Genomic DNA, 21,747 nt, shown 5'->3' on the forward strand with positions numbered 1-21,747 from the left:
TTTGGCTCTGCCAAACTTTTTTTGATATAAGGAGAGATAGATGACTAAGAAACAACTTCACCTGGTGATTGTGACAGGGATGAGTGGTGCAGGGAAAACGGTAGCCATTCAGTCCTTCGAGGATTTGGGATATTTCACTATTGACAATATGCCGCCAGCCCTCTTACCAAAGTTTTTGCAGTTGGTAGAGACCAAGGATGATGACCACAAACTGGCATTGGTTGTGGACATGCGGAGCCGCTCCTTCTTTTCAGAGATTCAGGCTGTTTTGGATGAATTGGAAAACCAAGATGATTTGGACTTCAAAATCCTCTTTTTAGACGCAGCAGATAAGGAATTGGTGGCACGCTATAAGGAAACTAGAAGAAGTCACCCTCTAGCTGCTGATGGTCGGATTTTAGATGGCATCAAGCTGGAACGCGAACTCCTGGCACCTTTGAAAAATATGAGTCAAAATGTAGTGGATACGACAGAACTTACTCCGCGTGAACTGCGTAAAACCATTGCAGAGCAATTTTCAGACCAAGAACAAGCCCAGTCTTTCCGTATCGAAGTCATGTCTTTTGGATTCAAGTATGGTATCCCTATTGATGCAGACTTGGTTTTTGATGTCCGTTTCTTGCCAAACCCATACTACCTCCCTGAACTCCGTAATCAGACAGGTGAGGATCAAGCAGTTTATGACTATGTGATGAATCATGAAGAGTCTGAAAGTTTCTATCAGCACTTACTCGCCTTGATTGAGCCCATTTTACCAAGTTACAAAAAAGAAGGAAAGTCTGTTTTAACCATTGCAGTAGGATGTACAGGTGGACAACACCGTAGTGTTGCCTTTGCCAAACGAATCGCTGAGGACCTTGCTAAAAATTGGCCTGTCAATGAAAGCCATCGTGATAAAGACCGAAGAAAGGAAACGGTAAACCGTTCATGAGAAAACCAAAGATAACGGTGATTGGTGGAGGAACTGGTATCCCCGTCATTTTGAAAAGCTTGCGAGAAAAGGATGTTGATATCGCGGCCATCGTAACGGTGGCTGATGATGGTGGATCTTCTGGTGAGCTAAGAAAGAATATCCAACAGCTGACACCACCAGGTGATCTTCGGAATGTTTTGGTGGCCATGTCGGATATGCCTAAATTTTATGAGAAGGTTTTTCAGTACCGCTTTTCAGAAGAGGCTGGTGCTTTTGCGGGCCATCCACTGGGGAATATCATCATAGCAGGGCTCTCTGAAATGCAAGGGTCTACCTACAATGCTATGCAATTACTCAGTAAGTTCTTTCACACAACAGGAAAGATCTACCCCTCAAGCGATCAGCCTTTGACACTGCATGCAGTCTTTAAAGACGGTTCTGAGGTGGCAGGTGAGAGCCACATTGCAGATCATCCAGGCATGATCGACCATGTCTATGTGACCAATACTTTGGATGATGAAACACCGCAAGCCAGCCGTCGAGTAGTCAATACCATTCTCGAGAGTGACATGATCGTCTTGGGGCCTGGTTCCCTCTTTACATCGATTTTGCCGAATATTGTCATCGAGGAGATTGGACAGGCTCTCTTGGAGACTAAGGCAGAGATAGCCTATGTCTGCAATATCATGACCCAGCGTGGGGAAACAGAGCACTTTTCAGACAGTGACCACGTGGAAGTTCTCCATCGACACTTAGGTCGGCCTTTTATTGATACGGTCTTGGTTAATATCGAAAAGGTTCCTAGAGAATACATGGATACCAACCGTTTTGATGAGTATCTGGTTCAGGTAGAGCATGATTTTGCTGGTCTTTGCAAGCAGGTTCCTCGTGTGATTTCATCCAACTTCCTTCGTTTGGAAAATGGAGGAGCCTTCCATGATGGCGATTTGATTGTAGATGAATTGATGCGCATCATACAGGTGAGAAAATGAGTTTTACAGTTGCAGTAAAAGAGGAAATTCTTGGTCAACACCATCTCAGTCATTATGAACTATCGGCAATTATCAAGATGTCTGGCAGTATCGGGCTATCTAGTTCGGGCTTGATCTTGTCCGTCGTGACCGAAAATGCCAAGTTAGCTCGTCACCTTTATGAGTCCTTTCTCCATTTTTATGAGATTAAGTCTGAGATTCGACACCATCAGAGAAGCAATCTTCGTAAGAACCGTGTCTACACGGTCTATACCGATGAGAGGGTGCAGGAGCTTTTAGCTGATTTGCGGCTTGCGGATTCTTTCTTTGGTTTGGAGACAGGCATTGATCCTGATATTTTAGCAGATGAAGAAGCTGGACGTGCTTACTTATGTGGTGCCTTTCTGGCAAATGGCAGCATCCGAGATCCGGAGTCTGGTAAGTACCAGTTGGAGATTAGTTCCGTTTATCTGGACCATGCCCAAGGACTGGCCTCTCTCCTCCAGCAATTTTTACTGGATGCTAAGGTCATTGAGCGAAAGAAAGGTGCAGTTACCTATCTCCAGCGGGCAGAAGACATCATGGATTTCTTGATTGTGATTGGCGCTATGCAGGCGCGTGATAATTTTGAGCGCGTCAAGATTTTGCGTGAAACTCGTAACGATCTCAATCGGGCTAATAACGCTGAAACAGCCAATATCGCTCGGACGGTCTCTGCTAGTATGAAGACCATCAATAATATCAGTAAAATCAAAGATAGAATGGGTTTGGAAAATTTACCCGTGGATTTGCAAGAGGTGGCACGGTTGCGGATTCAGCATCCAGACTACTCTATCCAGCAGTTGGCAGATAGTCTGAGTAATCCCTTGACCAAAAGTGGTGTCAATCACAGACTCAGAAAAATAAACAAGATCGCAGATGAGCTATAAAACCACGAATCAGTTGATCCGTGGTTCTTTTTTATAAGCTTGTCGAGTGTTTGGGTTGCACTTTTTGTTCTGGGTCAATGTAGTTGATGGCATTGTTCACAGCTGTTGGTGCTTCACCCAGTCCTGTAGCGATCAAATCAATCTTACCTTCATAGTAACAGCAGTCCCCGATGGCATAGATACCTGCTTGGCTAGATTCTTGCTTGCTATTTACGATAATCTTGTGACGATTGAGGTCCAGCCCCCAATTTTTAAGATTACCAACAGATGATTTGAAACCATAGTTGACAAAGAGATGGTCTACTTCGATAGTTTCGGTTTCATATGATTTGACTTTGGTGATTTCTAGTTTATCGAGTGTTTTTCCATCTCCGAGGAGTTGGCTAGGAACGAACGGTGTCTTAATGGTTACAGATGATTCTTGTAGAGCTTGCACACTGTGTTCCAAGGCGCGGAAGTTATCTCGACGGTGAACAAGTGTAGTTGGCGCAATTTTTTCAAAAGCTAGAGCCCAGTCCACTGCTGAGTCCCCACCACCGAGAATGGTTACTTTCTTACCTGCGTATTGTTGAATGTTGGACACGTGGTAGTGGATATTTTCATAGTCCTCAACACCCTCTAATTCAAGCGGTCGTGGTTTAAAGGCGCCACCCCCCATGGCAATGATAACTGTTTTAGTCAGGTGACTACCTTTAGAGGTTGTAATGGTAAATCCTTGATCTTGTTTCTCGATTTCAAGAACGGTTTCGTTGAGGTGAACAGGTGTTTCAAAGCCGTTTAGCTGCTCAATCAAGCGATTGGTTAACTCTTCTCCAGTAAGGTTTGAGAAACCTGGCACATCAAGGATTTGCTTCTCAGGGTAGAGGATGGCTGGTTGACCACCGAGCTGGGGAAGGGAGTCGATGATTTGGACTTTGGCTTGGCGTAGGTGGGCGTAAAAGGCGGCAAAGAGCCCGACAGGACCACCACCTACAATGGTAATATCATAGAGTTGAGACATGATTTCTCCTTCGTTTTTTCTAGTCAGTTTATTTTATCATATTTTTAATCAAATTAAAATGAAGTAGGATAGGGAAAAAATTGTTAGAAAATGGTATAATAGGACGGAACGTGTTTTGATAGGGAGGGAACTAGGGATGAATTTTCAGCAATTTTCCAACTTACAGTACTGGACGAGTTTGTTTTCAAGCCCTTGGACTATAGTCATCAATCTGATTGATATTTTGATTGTGACTTATATTTTGTATCATTTTACAAAGGCCATTGCAGGGACTAAAATCATGATCTTGGTGCGGGGAGTTTTGGTCTTTATTCTAGCTCAAATTCTCTCCAATATGATTGGTTTAACGACCATTTCTTGGTTGATCAATCAAATCATCACCTATGGGGTTATTGCAGCAGTAGTCATCTTTTCACCAGAGATTCGGACGGGTCTAGAGCGGTTGGGTCGGGCAACGGATTTCTTTTCCAATGCTCCGATTAGTGCAGAGGAGCAGATGATTCGTGCCTTTGTCAAATCAGTCGAGTACATGAGTCCGCGTAAGATTGGTGCGCTGGTAGCAGTTCAGCGTGTGAGAACCTTGCAGGAGTATATCTCGACGGGGATTCCCCTAGATGCTAAGATTTCAGCTGAATTGCTCATCAATATTTTTATTCCTAACACTCCCTTGCACGATGGAGCGGTCATTATCCGAGAAGATCGGATTGCTGTTACTTCAGCCTACTTGCCACTAACTGAAAATACAGAGATTTCCAAGGAGTTTGGAACGCGTCACAGGGCGGCGATTGGTTTGTCGGAAGTATCAGATGCTCTTACCTTTGTGGTTTCGGAGGAAACAGGTGGAATCTCAATCACCTATAATGGAGTCTTTAAGCACGATTTGACCTTGGAAGAGTTTGAATCTGAATTGAGAAGAATCCTGCTTCCAACATCAGAGGAAAAACATGGTTTGAAAGAGCGCTTGCTAGGAGGATTGAAACATGAGAAAAAATAGTCTTTATATCATTTCTTCCTTCTTTTTCGCCTGCATCCTCTTTATCTATGCGACTTCTACAAACTATCAGAATAATAATAGTGCTAGACAAGTGCGGACGGAAACCTATACCAATACGGTTCTTAATGTCCCAATCGATATTCAGTACGACAGCGATCAGTATTTTATTAGTGGCTTTACATCTGAAGTGACCGTCTTTCTGACAGGGTCAAACAGAGTTGCTTTGGCGAGCGAAATGCAGGAAAGCACTCGGAAATTCAAGGTCAAAGCTGACTTAACCAATGCTAGTGTAGGAACCATCGAAGTTCCTCTAACCATTGAAAATTTACCGAGTGGTTTGACCGCTGTTGCAACACCGCAAAAGATAACAGTGAAGGTCGGTAAAAAAGCAAAACGAGACAATGTAATCGTTGTGCCAGAGATTGATCCTAACCAGATTGATTCTCGCGTGAAAATCGATAAAGTTACTGTGTCAGATGAAAAAGTAACGGTTATTAGTGATGAGGAAACCCTCTCCAAAGTAGATCGTGTCATTGCCATCTTACCGACGAGTGAACGGATAACAGGTAACTACTCGGCCTCTGTTCCACTACAAGCAGTTGATAAAAATGGAAATGTCTTGCCAAGCGTTATTATGCCATTTGACACGACTATGAAAATTACAACAAAAACAGCAGCGTCTAGTTCGAGTAACTCGTCAACAAGTTCCTCAGAGGGCAGTTCGTCTTCAACGAGTTCAGAAACGAAATCAGATTCGTCTAAACAATAATAAATAATAGAAAAGGATGATAAATAAAATGGGTAAATATTTTGGGACCGATGGAGTCCGTGGAGAAGCAAACGTAGAACTGACGCCAGAATTGGCCTTTAAACTGGGACGTTTTGGTGGATATGTTCTTAGCCAACACGAAACGGAAGCCCCTAAAGTCTTTGTAGGACGTGATACACGTATCTCAGGAGAAATGCTAGAATCTGCCTTGGTGGCAGGTCTTCTCTCTGTAGGAATTCACGTCTACAAACTTGGTGTCCTTGCGACACCAGCAGTAGCTTATTTGGTCAAAACTGAGGGAGCCAGTGCAGGTGTCATGATTTCCGCTAGCCACAACCCAGCCCTTGATAATGGAATTAAATTCTTTGGTGGGGATGGCTTCAAACTTGATGACGACAAAGAAGCAGAAATCGAAGCCTTGCTAGATGCTGCTGAAGATACTCTTCCTCGTCCAAGTGCAGAAGGCTTGGGAACCTTGGTGGATTACCCAGAAGGCTTGCGTAAGTATGAAGGCTACCTTGTTTCAACTGGAACTCCTCTTGAGGGAATGAAAGTGGCCTTGGACACAGCAAACGGTGCAGCGTCTACAAGTGCCCGTCAGATTTTTGCTGATCTTGGTGCCCAGTTGACAGTTATCGGTGAGACACCAGATGGTCTTAACATCAACTTGAATGTGGGTTCTACACATCCAGAAGCTCTTCAAGAAGTGGTCAAAGAAAGCCAGTCAGCTATCGGTTTGGCCTTTGACGGAGACAGTGACCGCTTGATTGCTGTTGATGAAAATGGTGATATCGTCGATGGTGATAAAATCATGTACATCATCGGGAAATATCTTTCTGAAAAAGGCCAGTTGGCTCAAAACACCATCGTGACAACCGTTATGTCTAACCTTGGCTTCCATAAGGCCTTGGAGAGTGCTGGCATTAACAAGGCAGTGACTGCTGTTGGTGACCGCTATGTCGTTGAAGAAATGAGAAAATCAGGCTACAACCTTGGTGGTGAACAATCAGGCCACGTTATCTTGATGGATTACAACACTACTGGTGATGGTCAATTATCAGCTGTCCAATTGACTAAAATCATGAAAGAAACAGGTAAGAGCTTGTCTCAACTGGCATCAGAAGTGACGATTTACCCACAAAAACTGGTCAATATCCGAGTGGAAAATGCCATGAAAGAAAAAGCCATGGAAGTACCAGCCATTAAAACTATCATCGAAAAGATGGAAGAAGAAATGGCAGGGAACGGTCGTATCCTTGTCCGCCCAAGTGGAACAGAACCCCTTTTGCGCGTCATGGCAGAAGCCCCAACAACAGAAGAAGTTAACTACTACGTAGATACGATTGCTGCTGTTGTTAAAGATGAAATCGGAATTGACTAAAGCCTAGAAAACTAGATGAAAAGATAAAAATGTGGTACAATTGCATAGTAAATTGTAGCAATGGGAGAGAAAAATGAATCTTAAACGAGAACAAGAATTTGTTAGCCAGTATCACTTTGATGCTCGTAACTTTGAATGGGAAAATGAAAATGGAGCTCCTGAAACCAAGGTAGACGTGAACTTTCAGTTGCTCCAACATGACCAAGAAAACCAAGTAACTTCGCTTGTCGTTATCTTGAGTTTCATGATTGTCTTTGATAAATTTGTCATCAGTGGAACGATTTCCCAAGTTAACCATGTGGAAGGTCGTATTGTCAACGAACCAAGCGAATTTAATCAAGAAGAAGTTGAAAACTTGGCACGTCCATGTTTGAACATGCTCAATCGTTTGACGTATGAAGTAACAGAAATCGCCTTGGATCTTCCAGGGATCAATTTGGAGTTTTAGTCATGAAATTAGCTGTCATTACAGATTCTTCAGCCTATTTAGAGGAGAAGACGCTGCAAAGAGAGAATCTATTTATCTTGGATATTCCTGTCAATATTGATGGAGAGGAGTATGTAGAAGGTGTCAATCTGACTGCTGAGGAATTTTATCAAAAGATGGCTCAGTCTGCAGAATTGCCTAAAACTAGTCAACCAAGTATTGCCAAATTGGATGAGATTCTTAGTTCTTTGAAAGACGAGGGTTATACCCATGTCTTGGGACTCTTTCTTTCGTCAGGAATTTCAGGTTTTTATCAGAACATCCAATACATGTTGGATGAGTATGATGGCTTGACCATTGCCTTTCCAGATACCCATATCACAAGTTCCCCTCTAGGATTTATGGTGGAGAGTGCCTTTGAATGGGCAGAACAGGGCGATGATTTTGCCCAGATTCAGGAGAAGTTGGCTATCCAAATTGCTGATAATTCAGCCTTTATCATAGTAGACGACCTTGATCACTTGGTTAAGGGAGGCCGTTTGTCAAATGGGGCAGCTGTCTTAGGGAATCTCCTCAGTATCAAGCCTATCCTCTACTTTAATGACCAAGGGGTGATCGAAGTTTACGAAAAAGTACGTACGGAAAAGAAGGCAATCAAACGTTTGGTAGAAATCATCAAAGAGTTGACAAAAGATGGGGACTACCGTATTACAGTCATTCATGGTAACGCACCTCAAAAGGCGGCAGATTTGCACCAACTCTTGATTGAGAGTGGTGTGAATTCTGAGATTCCAATTGTCAGCTTTGGTAGTGTCATTGGGACCCACCTTGGAGAAGGCAGTATCGCCTTGAGTTATACGCCAGTTGTCTAGATTTGTTTGGGCAGGCTTTGTATCTTAGAAATTGAACACGGACTATCTGCCACTTGAAAAAGATGCCTGTCTTGCCTTTCGTGGAAAGTCAGCACCATTCTCTATTTTTCATGGGCAGCTAACGTCCTTTGTATCTTAGACAGGAGTAGAGATGAGTATTCGAGTAATTATTGCCGGTTTTAAGGGAAAGATGGGTCAAGCTGCTTGTCAGATGGTCTTGGCTGATCCAGACTTGGACTTGGTCGCAGTTTTGGATCCTTTTGAGTCTGAGTCAGAATGGCAGGGAATTCCTGTTTTCAATGATAAGGCTGACTTGGCTGGTTTTGAAGCGGATGTTTGGGTAGATTTTACTACACCAGCCGTTGCCTACGAAAATACACGCTTTGCTCTTGAAAATGGCTTTGCTCCAGTAGTTGGAACAACAGGCTTCACTAGTGACGAAATTGCAGAATTAAAAGCATTTTCCCGTGAACAAGATTTGGGTGGTTTGATTGCTCCCAACTTTGCCTTGGGAGCTGTCTTGCTTATGCAATTTGCGGCGCAAGCTGCCAAATATTTCCCAAATGTGGAGATTATCGAGCTCCATCATGACAAGAAAAAAGATGCTCCGAGTGGAACAGCCATTAAAACAGCTGAGTTGATGGCGGAAGTTCGGGAATCAATCCAGCAAGGTGCGCCTGATGAGGAAGAATTGATTGCGGGTGCTCGCGGTGCTGACTTTGATGGCATGCGCATCCATTCGGTCCGTCTACCAGGCTTGGTAGCCCATCAGGAAGTCATCTTTGGCAATCAGGGAGAAGGATTGACCCTTCGTCATGACTCCTATGATCGCAGCTCCTTCATGACAGGGGTCAATTTGGGAATCAAAGAAGTTGTCAAGCGTCATGAGCTTGTCTATGGATTAGAACACTTATTATGAGATTAACGCAAATGCCTTCTGAATTTCAGAAGGCTTTACCAGTATTAGAAAAAATTAAAGAAGCAGGCTTTGAAGCCTATTTTGTTGGGGGCTCTGTTCGAGATGCCCTTCTCAATCGTCCCATCCACGATGTGGATATCGCGACTTCTTCCTATCCAGAGGAGACCAAGCAGATTTTTCCACGAACAGCCGATATCGGAATTGAGCACGGAACCGTCTTGGTCTTAGATGGCGATGAAGAGTATGAAGTAACTACCTTTCGGACAGAGGATGTCTATGTAGACTATCGCAGACCCAGTGCGGTTTCCTTTGTGCGTTCGCTAGAAGAAGACCTCAAGCGCCGTGATTTTACAGTCAACGCCTTTGCTTTGGATGAAACAGGCGAAATCATTGATTTGTTCCATGGTTTAGAAGATTTGAAAAACCAAGTCTTGCGAGCAGTTGGAGTGGCTAGTGAGCGTTTCAACGAAGATGCTCTGCGGATTATGCGTGGTTTTCGTTTTCAGGCCAGTCTCGGTTTTAAACTTGAGTCAGAAACTTTTGAGGCGATGAAGATTTTGACGCCACTTTTGGAGAAGATTTCTGTGGAACGCACCTTCGTTGAGTTTGATAAACTCTTGCTGGCACCTTTTTGGCGAGTTGGTCTTTCTTCCATGATTGAGAGTCAAGCTTATGATTATCTCCCTGATATGGCAGACAGTAGAGAAAAGCTCCAAAGATTGTTTGATTTAGAGGCGGATTTCACCTTTGAGTCTTCTGAGCAAGCCTGGGCTGCTCTCTTGTGGACTTTGGAGATTAAAGATTCGCAACCGTTTTTGAAAGATTGGAAGACATCACGCCAATTTGCAAAGCAAGTTCAGGATTTGCTGACCATTTTGGCTTTGCGAGAAGAAGGAGAGCTGAGCAAGCGCGATTGTTACCGCTTTGATTTGGATTCCCTTCTACAGGCTGAAAGCCTTCGTCAGGCTCAAGGAAAAGCAGTCAACCCACAAGCAATCACAAAAACCTATCAGAGCTTAACTATTCATGATAAGAAAGAAATCCAAATAAATGGTGGCATTTTGATTAAGGAATATGGTTACCAGCCAGGTCCAGATTTAGGAGAGGTTTTAACAGAGATTGAGTTTGCCATTGTTGATGGAGAATTGGAAAATGACCGTCAAGCCATCCATGCTTACCTGAGGGAGAAAAAATGAGTGATTTTATCGTTGAAAAACTAAGCAAATCCGTTGGTGACAAAACTGTTTTTAAGGATATTTCCTTTATTATTCATGACTTGGACAGAATCGGTCTGATCGGTGTCAATGGAACGGGTAAAACCACCCTTTTAGATGTCCTTTCTGGAGTTTCAGGCTTTGATGGTGACGTTAGCCCTTTTTCCGCTAAGAATGACTATAAGATTGGCTACTTGACCCAGAATCCAGACTTTGATGATAGCAAGACGGTCTTGGATACGGTTCTCTCCAGCGACCTCAAGGAAATCCAGTTGATTCGTGAGTATGAGTTGATCATGCTCAACTACAGTGAGGACAAGCAGGCTCGTTTGGAACGGGTCATGGCAGAGATGGATTCTCTCCAAGCCTGGGAAATTGAAAGCCAGATCAAGACGGTCCTCAGTAAGCTAGGTATTCAGGACTTATCTACTCCTGTTGGGGAATTGTCAGGTGGTCTAAGAAGACGGGTCCAGTTAGCGCAAGTTCTTCTTGGCAACCACGACCTCTTGCTTCTGGACGAGCCGACCAACCACTTGGATATTGCGACTATTGAGTGGCTAACCCTCTTTTTGAAAAATTCCAAGAAGACCGTTCTCTTCATCACCCACGATCGTTATTTCTTAGACGCTTTGTCAACGCGGATTTTCGAGTTGGACCGAGCAGGCTTGACCGAGTATCAGGGAAATTATCAGGACTATGTTCGCCTCAAGGCGGAACAAGATGAGCGCGATGCTGCCTTACTCCACAAAAAGGAACAACTCTATAAGCAAGAATTGGCCTGGATGCGCAGACAACCGCAGGCACGTGCGACCAAGCAACAAGCCCGTATCAATCGTTTCCACGACTTAAAGAAAGAAGTATCAGGGGGCGTTGCTGAGACAGACTTGACCATGAACTTTGAAACTAGCCGTATTGGTAAGAAGGTCATCGAGTTTAAAGATGTTTCCTTCGCTTATGAGAACAAGCCGATTTTACAAGATTTTAACCTCTTGGTGCAGGCCAAAGACCGTATCGGAATAGTTGGCGATAATGGTGTGGGGAAATCAACCCTGCTTAACCTCATCGCAGGAAGTCTTGCGCCGACTGAAGGTCAAGTTATCATCGGTGAGACGGTTCGCATCGCCTATTTCTCTCAACAAATCGAAGGCTTAGACGAGAGCAAGCGCGTTATCAATTACCTGCAGGAAGTGGCAGAAGAAGTCAAGACCAGTGGTGGTTCTACGACTTCCATTGCAGAGTTGCTGGAGCAGTTCCTCTTCCCACGTTCGACGCATGGAACCTTGATTGAGAAATTGTCAGGTGGAGAGAAAAAACGCCTCTATCTCCTCAAATTACTCTTGGAAAAACCAAATGTTCTTCTTTTGGACGAGCCGACCAATGATTTAGATATTGCGACTTTAACAGTTTTGGAGAATTTCTTGCAGGGCTTTGCGGGTCCTGTCTTGACAGTTAGCCACGACCGTTATTTCTTGGATAAGGTAGCGACCAAGATTCTTGCCTTTGAGAATGGTAACATCCGCCCTTTCTTTGGTCATTACACTGATTACCTTGATGAAAAAGCCTTTGAAACAGAGATGGCCAATCAAGTGCAAAAGGCCGAAAAGGAGAAAGTGGTCAAGGTCCGTGAAGAAAAGAAGCGGATGACCTATCAAGAAAAGCAGGAGTGGGCAAGCATTGAAGGCGATATTGAAGCCTTGGAAAATCGTATCGCAGCCATTGAAGAAGAAATGCAGGCAAATGGCTCCGACTTTGGTAAGCTAGCGACCCTTCAGAAAGAACTAGACGAGAAAAACGAAGAACTCCTTGAAAAATATGAACGCTATGAATATTTAAGTGAATTGGTATAATGGAAGAAGTAATCATAAAATGGAGCAGCAAGAAAGTCATCTGGACTATTCTTCTCTGTTTGGTCGAGTTAGTGTTTTTTACTTATATACTATCTTTTTTGCTGATTTATCCCGAAGAAGATTCAATGGGAATCATAGTATTAATTGCTTTTGTTGGATTCCTACTCATTATTGTTGGTTGGCTCTTGTATGAACGGATGCAGATTCTTCTATCAGGCAAAGAGTATTTAAAATTTACGACTCAAGGTTTTTTCTATAAGCCACATCCAAAGAAAGACTGGCAGTTTTATTCCTGGAGGCAAGTAGAAACATTTTCTCTTATGAGAATCAAGGGTGGTAGAAGTTCGAGGGATTTTTACCAGATTGAAGTTTGTTTTTTTGACAAAGACCTTGTAAAAACGAAATCTCTATGGAATCGACTGCGAAGTAAATTTTCAAGTGCTAAACCTGCTGTCGACTTGATAATTCCGATTCATTTACTGGATGTTGACTTTCCTAGAAGAGTCTTTGAAACCATGTCCTACTTTGAGCGAGAATGGCGCATCAAGCAAAATCGCCAAGCAAGAAAAGAGTCAAAACAAGCTTTGAAAAGCAAATCTTCCAAACCGTCATAGTCTGTCTTTGCTTAAAGTAGAATAATCAGAAAGACCCTATCCATTGGATAGGGTCACTGTTTGTCTTCTTTTTTTGTTTCCTGATGAAAGATATTTTGCCAAGTCTCATGGCGACGCCAGATACTGGTATGGACGATTCCGTCCATCTCATAGCAAATGAGTTTGGTTTTCTGACTAATGGAGGTAATCTGAATGTCCTTAATTGCAGCACTAAGTTCTTTTTCAGCCTTATAAGCCTCTTTATCCATCTGCTCTCCATCTTGACGGATATAGAGAAAGTCCTCAGCAAGGAGTTCTTCTAGCTGATTTCCTTGGTCAATCAATTGCTCACGCATGAGCAGTTTTTTGTAGACATTGTCTAAAATCTCGTCTTCAGGTATGGGAGCTGGCTCGATATGGACGTCGGTATCAAAGACTCCAAAACGCTCTTCTAGCATAGACTCGACCTGGTCTGCGATTTCGTGACTCTCATAAACTGATAAATCGGGATTCATTTCCAAGGTGATATCAAGGTAGATATTGCTACCGTAGGTTCGCCCTCTTTGGGATTTGACCTTACTAATCTTTGGAATTTCCATAATGGCTTTTTGATAGTCCTCTAGCAAACGGTCGTCAAAACCATCTGAAAGACTGAAGGAAGATTCGATAAAGATATCATAGGCTGTCTTTAAGATAAAGAAAGTGATGATGATAGCGACCAATTTATCTACGATCGGATAATTGAAACTGCTGGCTAGGATAGCAATGGAAGTCCCAAGCGAAGTCACAGCATCGGAAAGATTGTCCTTGGCAGCTGCCTTGAGAGCCTTGGATTTGGATTTCTTACTGAGGCGAGTATTATAGAGATAAACGGCAAACATGACCGCTGCAGAAATGATTCCTAGAAATGCTCCCAGAGGATCGATAATTGTTTGTTCCCGACTGAGAATTTTTTGAATGGTGTCCCGAAGCACATCAAAACCAACATAGAACATGATGATGGAAGTAATCAAACTAGCCAAATCTTCAATCTTCCAGTGACCAAAGCGATGGTCACGGTCTGCAGGTTGGCGAGCCATCCGAATCCCGATCAAGAGGGCTACATTTCCGATAATATCGGATACGTTGTTAAAACCATCTGCCACCAAACTGGAAGAATGCAGGAGGTGCCCAGTTGCCAATTTTGCTGCAGATAAGAGGAGGTAGGTCGAAATGCTGATAATGGCACCACGTTCTGCCAACTTGAGATTTGACATGGATTGATTCATCGGACTTCCTTTCTGGTGCTGAGATTCTGTTTTCATTATACTGGTTTTCATGGGAAAATTCAAATTTAGTCTTGTTTCATCGGATTATAATTCTTGAAAATTGTTCAAATTTTGATATAATAGTACTACTCAAGGGAGTAGCTGGCAGAAACCTGTGATAGTGTCGTCATTCCGAATTTTATACTGAAAAGTATGCTTTCCGGCGCTATCTTAAACAGCGAGACTTGTTATGATTAACAGGTCTCTTTTTGTTTGTCATAAAACCAAAAGAGAGCTTGTTTTGCACACAAAGTCAAGGAGGAGACATATGTCAAAAGAACAAAAACGCCAAGCGTTTTATACTCAGAGTCCTGAAGAGGTCTTGAAGTCAGTTGAAGCAACTGAACAAGGTCTCTCGTCTAGCGAAGCGCAGAAACGCCTAGCTGAATTTGGACGTAATGAACTGGAAGAGGGTGAGAAAAAATCTCTCCTAGTCAAGTTTATCGAGCAATTTAAGGATTTGATGATTATCATCCTAGTTGCAGCGGCTATCTTGTCAGTCGTAACTTCTGGTGGGGAAGATATCGCAGATGCCATCATTATCCTTGCCGTGGTTATCATCAATGCTGCCTTCGGTGTTTACCAAGAAGGAAAAGCAGAAGAAGCCATCGAAGCCCTCAAATCTATGTCCAGTCCAGCTGCTCGCGTTATTCGTGATGGGCACATGGCAGAGATTGATTCCAAAGAATTGGTGCCAGGAGATATCGTTGCTCTTGAAGCAGGTGACGTAGTGCCAGCAGACCTACGTTTGCTAGAAGCCAATTCTCTTAAAATAGAAGAAGCAGCCCTAACAGGTGAGTCTGTTCCAGTTGAAAAAGACTTGACCGTAGAACTCGCTGCAGATGCTGGTATTGGTGACCGTGTCAATATGGCCTTCCAAAACTCAAATGTGACTTATGGTCGTGGTCTTGGTGTTGTTGTCAATACAGGTATGTATACTGAAGTGGGTCATATTGCTGGCATGCTCCAAGATGCTGATGAGACAGACACGCCACTCAAACAAAACTTGAACAACCTCTCTAAGGTCTTGACCTATGCAATTTTGGTCATTGCCCTTGTTACTTTTGTAGTTGGAGTCTTCATTCAAGGTAAAGATCCACTTGGTGAGTTGATGACCTCTGTTGCGCTTGCCGTAGCAGCCATCCCAGAAGGACTTCCTGCTATCGTAACCATCGTTCTTGCCCTCGGTACTCAAGTTTTGGCAAAACGGAACTCTATCGTTCGTAAGTTGCCAGCGGTCGAAACACTTGGTTCGACTGAGATCATCGCTTCTGATAAGACTGGTACGCTTACCATGAACAAGATGACCGTCGAAAAAGTCTTCTATGATGCAGTCCTACATGATTCAGCTGATGATATTGAACTAGGTCTTGAAATGCCTCTTCTTCGTTCAGTTGTTTTGGCTAATGATACTAAGATTGATGCAGAAGGAAACCTGATCGGGGATCCAACGGAAACAGCCTTCATCCAGTATGCCTTGGATAAGGGCTACGATGTCAAAGGATTTTTAGAGAAATATCCTCGTGTAGCTGAATTGCCGTTTGACTCAGATCGTAAACTCATGTCAACGGTTCATCCATTGCCAGATGGGAAATTCCTCGTAGCAGTCAAAGGGGCTCCAGATCAACTCTTGAAACGTTGTGTTGCTCGTGATAAGGCTGGTGATGTCGCTCCGATTGATAATCAAGTCAATGACTTAATTCACACAAACAACTCTGAAATGGCTCACCAAGCCTTGCGTGTCCTTGCAGGTGCTTATAAGATTATTGATAGCATTCCAGAAAACCTCACTTCTGAAGAACTGGAAAACAACTTGATCTTTACTGGATTGATTGGGATGATTGACCCTGAGCGTGCCGAAGCAGCAGAAGCGGTTCGTGTCGCTAAGGAAGCAGGAATCCGTCCAATCATGATCACTGGTGACCACCAAGACACAGCAGAAGCTATTGCCAAACGTTTGGGAATTATCGATGAAAATGATTCAGAAGACCATGTTTTGACAGGTGCGGAGCTCAACGAACTTTCAGATGAAGAATTTGAAAAAGTAGTTGGTCAATACTCTGTTTACGCGCGTGTATCTCCAGAACACAAGGTTCGTATCGTCAAAGCTTGGCAAAACCAAGGTAAGGTCGTTGCCATGACAGGTGATGGTGTTAATGATGCACCAGCTCTGAAAACAGCCGATATCGGTATCGGTATGGGAATCACTGGTACAGAGGTTTCTAAGGGTGCTTCTGATATGATTCTTGCCGATGATAACTTTGCGACTATTATCGTCGCAGTTGAAGAAGGACGTAAGGTCTTCTCAAACATTCAAAAGACTATTCAATATCTTCTTTCTGCCAATACGGCTGAAGTTTTGACCATTTTCCTATCAACCTTGTTTGGTTGGGATGTTCTACAGCCAGTTCATCTCTTGTGGATCAACTTGGTGACCGATACCTTCCCAGCTATCGCTCTTGGTGTTGAACCAGCTGAGCCAGGTGTTATGACCCACAAACCACGTGGACGCAAATCAAGCTTCTTCTCAGGTGGGGTCATGAGTTCCATTATCTATCAAGGTGTACTCCAAGGAGCACTCGTCTTGACCGTTTATGGCCTTGCTCTTACCTATCCAGTCCATGTAGGAGACAACCAAGCTATTCACGCAGATGCCCTCACCATGGCCTTTGCAACACTCGGTTTGATTCAGCTCTTCCATGCCTACAATGTCAAGTCTGTTTACCAGTCTATCTTGACAGTTGGACCATTCAAGTCTAAGACTTTCAACTGGTCTATCTTGGTATCCTTCATTCTTCTGATGGCAACGATCGTCGTAGAACCGCTTGAAGGAATCTTCCACGTAACCAAACTGGACTTGTCACAATGGGGAATTGTCATGGCTGGAAGCTTCTCAATGATTATCATTGTCGAAATCGTCAAGTTTGTTCAACGTAAACTTGGTCTTGATAAGAACGCGATTTAAAAAGAAAGTCATCTTCGGATGGCTTTTTTTGCATTTGAGGGAAAGAATTAGAAGTCGCTTCCTTTTGTGCTATAATAAAGTAAAGTAGCAAGGAGTGAAAGAGAATGGAAAAGAAAATTGTCCGAGATGTCTTATTTTTGTCGCAAGTTTCGAAACCTGCAAGCCAGGAAGACCTTTATCTGGCTAGAGATCTGCAGGATACCCTGCTTGCCAATCGCGAGACCTGTGTCGGTCTAGCGGCTAATATGATTGGGGTGCAGAAACGCGTGATTATCTTTAATCTTGGTCTGGTTCCCATGGTCATGTTTAATCCAGTTCTCCTTACCTACAAAGGACTTTACGAGACAGAGGAAGGTTGTTTGTCTTTGACTGGGGTGCGACCAACAACTCGTTATGAAACGATTACGGTTTCCTATCGTGATAGTAAGTGGCAGGAGCAGACCATTACGCTGACGGGTTTTCCAGCTCAGATCTGCCAACATGAACTGGATCATTTGGAAGGACGGATTATTTAGGAGGAAATCAGATGAAACGCATACTTTTTGAACTTGTTTTTATCGCAACGACCTGGTATATCTTTTTACCACCCTTCAATCTTACCAGTTGGGAATTTATCTTTTTCCTATGTGTACATCTGGTGGTGATGGGAATTTTGTTTAGTTTACGAAAGGATACCAATCTCGTCAAGACAGTTCACCTACGTCATGGCAAGGTTGCTAATGAACTCAATCTAGAAGGGCTTCATTTTAATAAATTAGGTGTAGGATTGTTGCTGGCTGCAGGCCTTATCTTTGCCTTTGCTGGTCTGGTAAGCCTAGTAACCTCTAGCTTTTTCCAAGCAAAAAATTATGCTAATGTGGTGTCCATCACAGAGAAGGACTTTAAAGATTTTCCTAAGAGTGATACCAGTAAGGTTCCAATCCTAGATCGGAGCACTGCAGAAAAGATTGGTGACCGTTATCTAGGCTCTCTGACGGATAAGGTCTCCCAGTACGTAGCAGCAGATACCTATACCCAGCTGACAGTTGATGGCAAGCCCTACCGGGTGACACCTTTGGAATATGCCGACCCGATCAAATGGTTCAATAATCAGTCCAAAGGAATTGGTGAGTATATCAAGGTTGATATGGTAACAGGAAATGCGGAATTGGTGGATTTAAAAACGCCGATGAAGTATTCGGACTCTGAGTATTTTAACCGCGACGTCAAACGCCATCTTCGGATCAAGTACCCAACCAAGATTTTTAAAACGCCCTCCTTTGAGGTGGATGATGAAGGCAATCCCTTCTATGTAGCAACCGTTTATCAAAAGCAGTTTGGTCTAGGAGTCCCGCGTCCTTCATCTGTTATTATCTTAGACGCCACCAATGGAGAAACCAAGGAATACAGCTTGGATGAAGTCCCAGAATGGGTGGACCGTGTCTATCCAGCAGAAGAAACCATCGAACAAATCAACTACAACGGCAAGTATAAAGACGGCTTCTGGAATGCCTTGATTTCTAAGAAAAATGTTACCCAAACGACAGAGGGCTATAACTATCTTTCTATCGGAAATGACATTTATCTCTACACGGGTGTGACTTCAGCAAATGCTGACGAAAGTAATTTAGGATTTATCCTTGAAAACATGCGCACTGGTGAAATCACCAAGTACAATCTAGCTTCAGCAACCGAAGAATCTGCCCGTGCTTCAGCTGAAGGAGCCGTTCAGGAGAAGGCCTACAAGGCTACCTTCCCTATCCTTGTTAATCTCAATGACAAACCACTCTATATCATGGGCTTGAAGGACAATGCAGGCTTGGTCAAGGAGTATGCATTGGTCGATGCCGTGGAGTACCAAAACGTCATCGTAGCAACTACGGTAGATGAACTCCTTAACAAATATGCCAATAAAAATGACCTCGAGCTGGATAATGAAACGGTAGAAAACATTAAGGGAATCGTCTCAGACCTTAAATCAGCTGTCATCAAGGGGGATACCGTCTACTTCTTTAAAGTTGATGGCAAGATATATAAGGTCAAGGCTTCGGTATCAGATGACCTTCCTTACCTCGAAAATGGCCAATCCTTTGAAGGTCAAGTTGGAAAAGATAACTATCTCAAAACATTTAAAGTCAAGTAAAAGAAACCTCGGTATGAACCGAGGTTTTTCAGATGAAATTCTTGGTCGTGATTGAAAAATATGCTACACTAACAATATGAAAATTTTAATCCCAACAGCCAAAGAAATGAACACAAACCTTCCTCTTGTCGAAGCGCTCCCCTTGAGTGAAGAAAGTCAGGCAGTCCTTGACTCACTGGCGCACTACTCAGCTAGTGAATTGGAAAGCTTTTATAAGGTATCTGCCGAGAAAGCAGAAGAAGAGTACGTTCATATTCAAGCTCTAAAAGATCAGAGCGCTAAGAATTATCCAGCCTTGAAACTTTTTGATGGTCTCATGTATCGCCACATCAAACGAGATGGGTTAACCGAGGCTGAACAAACCTATCTTGAGAATCATGTCCTGATTACCTCGGCTTTATACGGTGTTGTCCCTGCCTTGTCGCCCATGGCTCCTCACCGTTTGGACTTCTTGATGAAGTTAAAAGTTGCTGGTAAGACTTTAAAGAGTCATTGGAAGTCAGCCTATGATGAGGCGCTTCAGGATGAGGACTTGATATTCTCACTCCTATCATCAGAGTTTGAAACCGTATTTTCGAAGGAAATTAGAGAAAAGATGGTGACCTTCAAATTTATGGAGGACAAGGCAGGTCAGCTGAAAATCCACTCAACTATTTCAAAAAAAGCCCGTGGCGCCTTTTTGACCGCCTTGATAGAGGGGCAAGTCCATACAGTCGAACAAGCTCGCAAGCTCCGCTTTGCCGGCTTTGACTACCGACCTGATTTATCAAGTGAATCAGAACTCGTCTTTGTGAAACAAGCATAAAACCAGCTCGAATGAGCTGGTTTTTGTTTGATTAGTTGATGGCTGCAAGAAGGTCGTCCGCTTGTTTTGCAAGTGATGAAGCAGTTGCTTCTTCTAACACCAATTTTCCGTCTGCCCAAGCAGAGTCATTGATACGAGCAGCTGTAAAGTCACCAACGACTTGTGTACGGATAAATGGCAAGAGATCTTTGTAAATGGCAAAGAGTTGATCGTGACCGGCATTGGCTACAGATGAGACAGTAACAAACTTGTCTTGGAGGGCAGAAGCACCACGTGTATCTGTCAAGTCAAGGGCACGAGAGAGCCAGTCAAGCAAGTTCTTTACTGTTCCAGGGATAGAGAAGTTGTAGACGGGAGAGAAGACCCAGATGGCATCCGCAGCAAGGACTGCTTCACGAGCAGCAGCTACAGCTGGATGAGTTGGAACTTCAAGATCTTGGCTGAAGAGAGGAACAGCTGAGTAATCAAGATAGCTAACTTCTGCTTTTCCAGCAAGTGCTTTTTCAGCTTCGAGGGCCATTTGGTGGTTGAAAGAACCTTGGCGAAGTGAACCGACGATAAATAGTACTTTTTTAGACATGATATGTCTCCTTTAGTTTAAAATTCAAAGAGCGAACTCTTCTGTTACCATCTATGTTACAACAAATGATACTAATTAGCAATAAATATGCTCACAAATTTTTAAATTTTTTTAAAATCCGAATTAAGTCTTCCTTTTCGCCATCTTCCAAGATGCTGAGTGCTTCTACGATAGAATCGATATGGTCAGGAAGAATCTCTTCGATTTTTCTGCGTCCTGCAGGTGTTAATTTCAGGAAAAAAGAGCGACGATCCTTGGGGTCGCAAGTTCTAGAAATCCACCCATCTCGAACCATATTTCGAATGACAACAGTCATGTTTCCAGAAGTGGCTAGCATTTTTTCAATCAAATCCTGAATGCGCAGTTCCCCTTTGCTGTAGAGGGTTTCCAAAACTGAAAATTGAGTGGGTGTTAGCCCGTGTTCTTTGGCAGCCTTGGCTTCATATGGTTTAAAAGTTCGTATGGCCTTATTGAGGACGATAGCTGTTTTTAAATCTAATTGATTATCGGAAATTTTCTCTTTTAAATGTTGTTTCATAAGGCTATTTTATCAATAATGAGAGATAAAAACAAGAACTGATATTTTATAGGGAAAGATTCTTAGAATGTTTCTGTCTTCACTTGTAATAAAGGAGGAGAGATGGTAAAATAGACGAGTGAAACTAAGACAGAAAAAAGCAAAAAACAAGCTACTTATACAATACGGAATCGGCATTGCTCTGGTAGTACTAGTCATGACCACTTCCTTTCTTTATCTGATATCACTCAGCATGAAACCCTATCAAGATGCTAGAGTTGAGGGAGAAAAACTAGCCAAGCAGTATGCAGAATTGGAAAAGGCAGATCAGGTTGATTTCTACAATGGTCTAGAGGGCTATTACAGCGTTCTGGGGCATAATAAAAAGCAAGAGGCCATTGCCGTACTGATTGAAAAGAATGACCATAAGATTTATGTTTATCAGCTTGATAAGGGGATTTCTCAAGACAAGGCAGCGACGATTTCGAGGGAAAAAGGAGCTAGCGACATTGACAAAGTCACCTTTGGTCGTTATCAGGACAAGCCGATTTGGGAAGTCAAGTCAGGAAACCAGTACTATCTGGTCGACTTTGAAACAGGAGCAGTGATCCAATAAGGAGGA

At 43.1% G+C, this 21,747-nt stretch carries 21 protein-coding genes; 17 read left to right on the forward strand and 4 right to left on the reverse strand.

Features of this window, described 5'->3' with window-relative positions:
* Positions 1 to 40: 40 nt before the first annotated feature.
* Genes rapZ through whiA form a run of 3 tightly spaced genes read left to right on the forward strand, consistent with a single transcriptional unit; the run spans position 41 to position 2,813 of the window.
* Complete coding sequence (gene rapZ, locus B7708_RS07660) at positions 41 to 931, forward strand: RNase adapter RapZ (protein WP_000163039.1); 891 nt, start codon at positions 41 to 43, stop codon at positions 929 to 931.
* On the forward strand, positions 928 to 1,905 hold the full coding sequence (locus tag B7708_RS07665) for a YvcK family protein (protein ID WP_001231058.1): 978 nt from the start codon (positions 928 to 930) through the stop codon (positions 1,903 to 1,905). The genes rapZ and B7708_RS07665 overlap by 4 nt, the downstream gene beginning before the upstream one ends.
* Positions 1,902 to 2,813: a DNA-binding protein WhiA gene (gene whiA / locus B7708_RS07670; protein WP_084974906.1), complete on the forward strand. Its 912-nt coding sequence runs from the start codon at positions 1,902 to 1,904 to the stop codon at positions 2,811 to 2,813. The genes B7708_RS07665 and whiA overlap by 4 nt, the downstream gene beginning before the upstream one ends.
* Before the next feature lie 31 nt (positions 2,814 to 2,844).
* Here the strand turns inward: whiA and B7708_RS07675 are convergent, their stop codons facing one another.
* The gene (locus B7708_RS07675) at positions 2,845 to 3,813 is read right to left on the reverse strand and encodes an NAD(P)/FAD-dependent oxidoreductase (RefSeq protein WP_084974908.1); all 969 of its coding nucleotides are present in this window, start codon (positions 3,811 to 3,813) and stop codon (positions 2,845 to 2,847) included.
* A 136-nt stretch (positions 3,814 to 3,949) separates the two neighbouring features.
* On the opposite strand from B7708_RS07675, the gene cdaA reads away from it, so the two are divergent.
* The 9 genes from cdaA (at position 3,950) to B7708_RS07720 (ending at position 12,850) form a co-directional block, all read left to right on the forward strand.
* On the forward strand, positions 3,950 to 4,807 hold the full coding sequence (cdaA, locus tag B7708_RS07680) for a diadenylate cyclase CdaA (protein WP_084974910.1): 858 nt from the start codon (positions 3,950 to 3,952) through the stop codon (positions 4,805 to 4,807).
* Complete coding sequence (locus B7708_RS07685; protein WP_084974911.1) at positions 4,794 to 5,576, forward strand: CdaR family protein; 783 nt, start codon at positions 4,794 to 4,796, stop codon at positions 5,574 to 5,576. Before cdaA ends, B7708_RS07685 begins: the two co-directional genes overlap by 14 nt.
* Before the next feature lie 28 nt (positions 5,577 to 5,604).
* Complete coding sequence (gene glmM / locus B7708_RS07690; RefSeq protein WP_084974913.1) at positions 5,605 to 6,957, forward strand: phosphoglucosamine mutase; 1,353 nt, start codon at positions 5,605 to 5,607, stop codon at positions 6,955 to 6,957.
* A gap of 73 nt (positions 6,958 to 7,030) precedes the next feature.
* Complete coding sequence (locus B7708_RS07695) at positions 7,031 to 7,405, forward strand: DUF1149 family protein (protein WP_001050090.1); 375 nt, start codon at positions 7,031 to 7,033, stop codon at positions 7,403 to 7,405.
* A 2-nt stretch (positions 7,406 to 7,407) separates the two neighbouring features.
* Positions 7,408 to 8,256 carry a DegV family protein gene (locus tag B7708_RS07700; protein ID WP_084974915.1) on the forward strand — a complete coding sequence of 283 codons (849 nt, stop codon included), beginning with the start codon at positions 7,408 to 7,410 and terminating at the stop codon, positions 8,254 to 8,256.
* Between the two features lie 151 nt (positions 8,257 to 8,407).
* Positions 8,408 to 9,175 carry a 4-hydroxy-tetrahydrodipicolinate reductase gene (dapB, locus tag B7708_RS07705; protein WP_084974916.1) on the forward strand — a complete coding sequence of 256 codons (768 nt, stop codon included), beginning with the start codon at positions 8,408 to 8,410 and terminating at the stop codon, positions 9,173 to 9,175.
* A complete protein-coding gene (locus B7708_RS07710; RefSeq protein WP_084974918.1) occupies positions 9,172 to 10,371 on the forward strand; it encodes a CCA tRNA nucleotidyltransferase in 1,200 nt (399 codons plus the stop codon). Before dapB ends, B7708_RS07710 begins: the two co-directional genes overlap by 4 nt.
* The gene (locus B7708_RS07715; protein WP_084974920.1) at positions 10,368 to 12,236 is read left to right on the forward strand and encodes an ABC-F family ATP-binding cassette domain-containing protein; all 1,869 of its coding nucleotides are present in this window, start codon (positions 10,368 to 10,370) and stop codon (positions 12,234 to 12,236) included. Before B7708_RS07710 ends, B7708_RS07715 begins: the two co-directional genes overlap by 4 nt.
* A complete protein-coding gene (locus tag B7708_RS07720; protein ID WP_084974922.1) occupies positions 12,236 to 12,850 on the forward strand; it encodes a hypothetical protein in 615 nt (204 codons plus the stop codon). Before B7708_RS07715 ends, B7708_RS07720 begins: the two co-directional genes overlap by 1 nt.
* Positions 12,851 to 12,903: 53 nt before the next feature.
* Here the strand turns inward: B7708_RS07720 and mntE are convergent, their stop codons facing one another.
* A complete protein-coding gene (mntE, locus tag B7708_RS07725) occupies positions 12,904 to 14,097 on the reverse strand; it encodes a CDF family manganese efflux transporter MntE (protein ID WP_084974924.1) in 1,194 nt (397 codons plus the stop codon).
* A gap of 307 nt (positions 14,098 to 14,404) precedes the next feature.
* Between mntE and B7708_RS07730 the strand changes: the two genes are divergently transcribed.
* The 4 genes from B7708_RS07730 (at position 14,405) to yaaA (ending at position 20,028) form a co-directional block, all read left to right on the forward strand.
* Positions 14,405 to 17,101, forward strand: coding sequence for a cation-translocating P-type ATPase (locus tag B7708_RS07730; RefSeq protein ID WP_084974926.1), 2,697 nt, complete (start codon positions 14,405 to 14,407; stop codon positions 17,099 to 17,101).
* 104 nt (positions 17,102 to 17,205) lie between these two features.
* The gene (locus B7708_RS07735; protein WP_084974928.1) at positions 17,206 to 17,616 is read left to right on the forward strand and encodes a peptide deformylase; all 411 of its coding nucleotides are present in this window, start codon (positions 17,206 to 17,208) and stop codon (positions 17,614 to 17,616) included.
* Positions 17,617 to 17,627: 11 nt separating this feature from the next.
* Positions 17,628 to 19,223 carry a hypothetical protein gene (locus B7708_RS07740; protein WP_084974930.1) on the forward strand — a complete coding sequence of 532 codons (1,596 nt, stop codon included), beginning with the start codon at positions 17,628 to 17,630 and terminating at the stop codon, positions 19,221 to 19,223.
* 76 nt (positions 19,224 to 19,299) lie between these two features.
* Complete coding sequence (gene yaaA / locus B7708_RS07745; RefSeq protein ID WP_084974932.1) at positions 19,300 to 20,028, forward strand: peroxide stress protein YaaA; 729 nt, start codon at positions 19,300 to 19,302, stop codon at positions 20,026 to 20,028.
* Positions 20,029 to 20,059: 31 nt separating this feature from the next.
* Here the strand turns inward: yaaA and B7708_RS07750 are convergent, their stop codons facing one another.
* Complete coding sequence (locus B7708_RS07750; protein ID WP_084974934.1) at positions 20,060 to 20,608, reverse strand: NADPH-dependent FMN reductase; 549 nt, start codon at positions 20,606 to 20,608, stop codon at positions 20,060 to 20,062.
* A 91-nt stretch (positions 20,609 to 20,699) separates the two neighbouring features.
* Positions 20,700 to 21,146, reverse strand: a complete 447-nt coding sequence (locus tag B7708_RS07755; RefSeq protein ID WP_084974935.1) for a MarR family winged helix-turn-helix transcriptional regulator — start codon at positions 21,144 to 21,146, stop codon at positions 20,700 to 20,702.
* A 118-nt stretch (positions 21,147 to 21,264) separates the two neighbouring features.
* Here B7708_RS07755 and B7708_RS07760 point away from each other — a divergent pair, with 118 nt between their 5' ends.
* Complete coding sequence (locus tag B7708_RS07760) at positions 21,265 to 21,741, forward strand: cell wall elongation regulator TseB-like domain-containing protein (protein WP_084974937.1); 477 nt, start codon at positions 21,265 to 21,267, stop codon at positions 21,739 to 21,741.
* Positions 21,742 to 21,747: the final 6 nt, after the last annotated feature.

This window comes from Streptococcus oralis subsp. dentisani (assembly GCF_002096615.1).
GTDB classification, from domain to species: Bacteria; Bacillota; Bacilli; order Lactobacillales; family Streptococcaceae; genus Streptococcus; species Streptococcus oralis_U.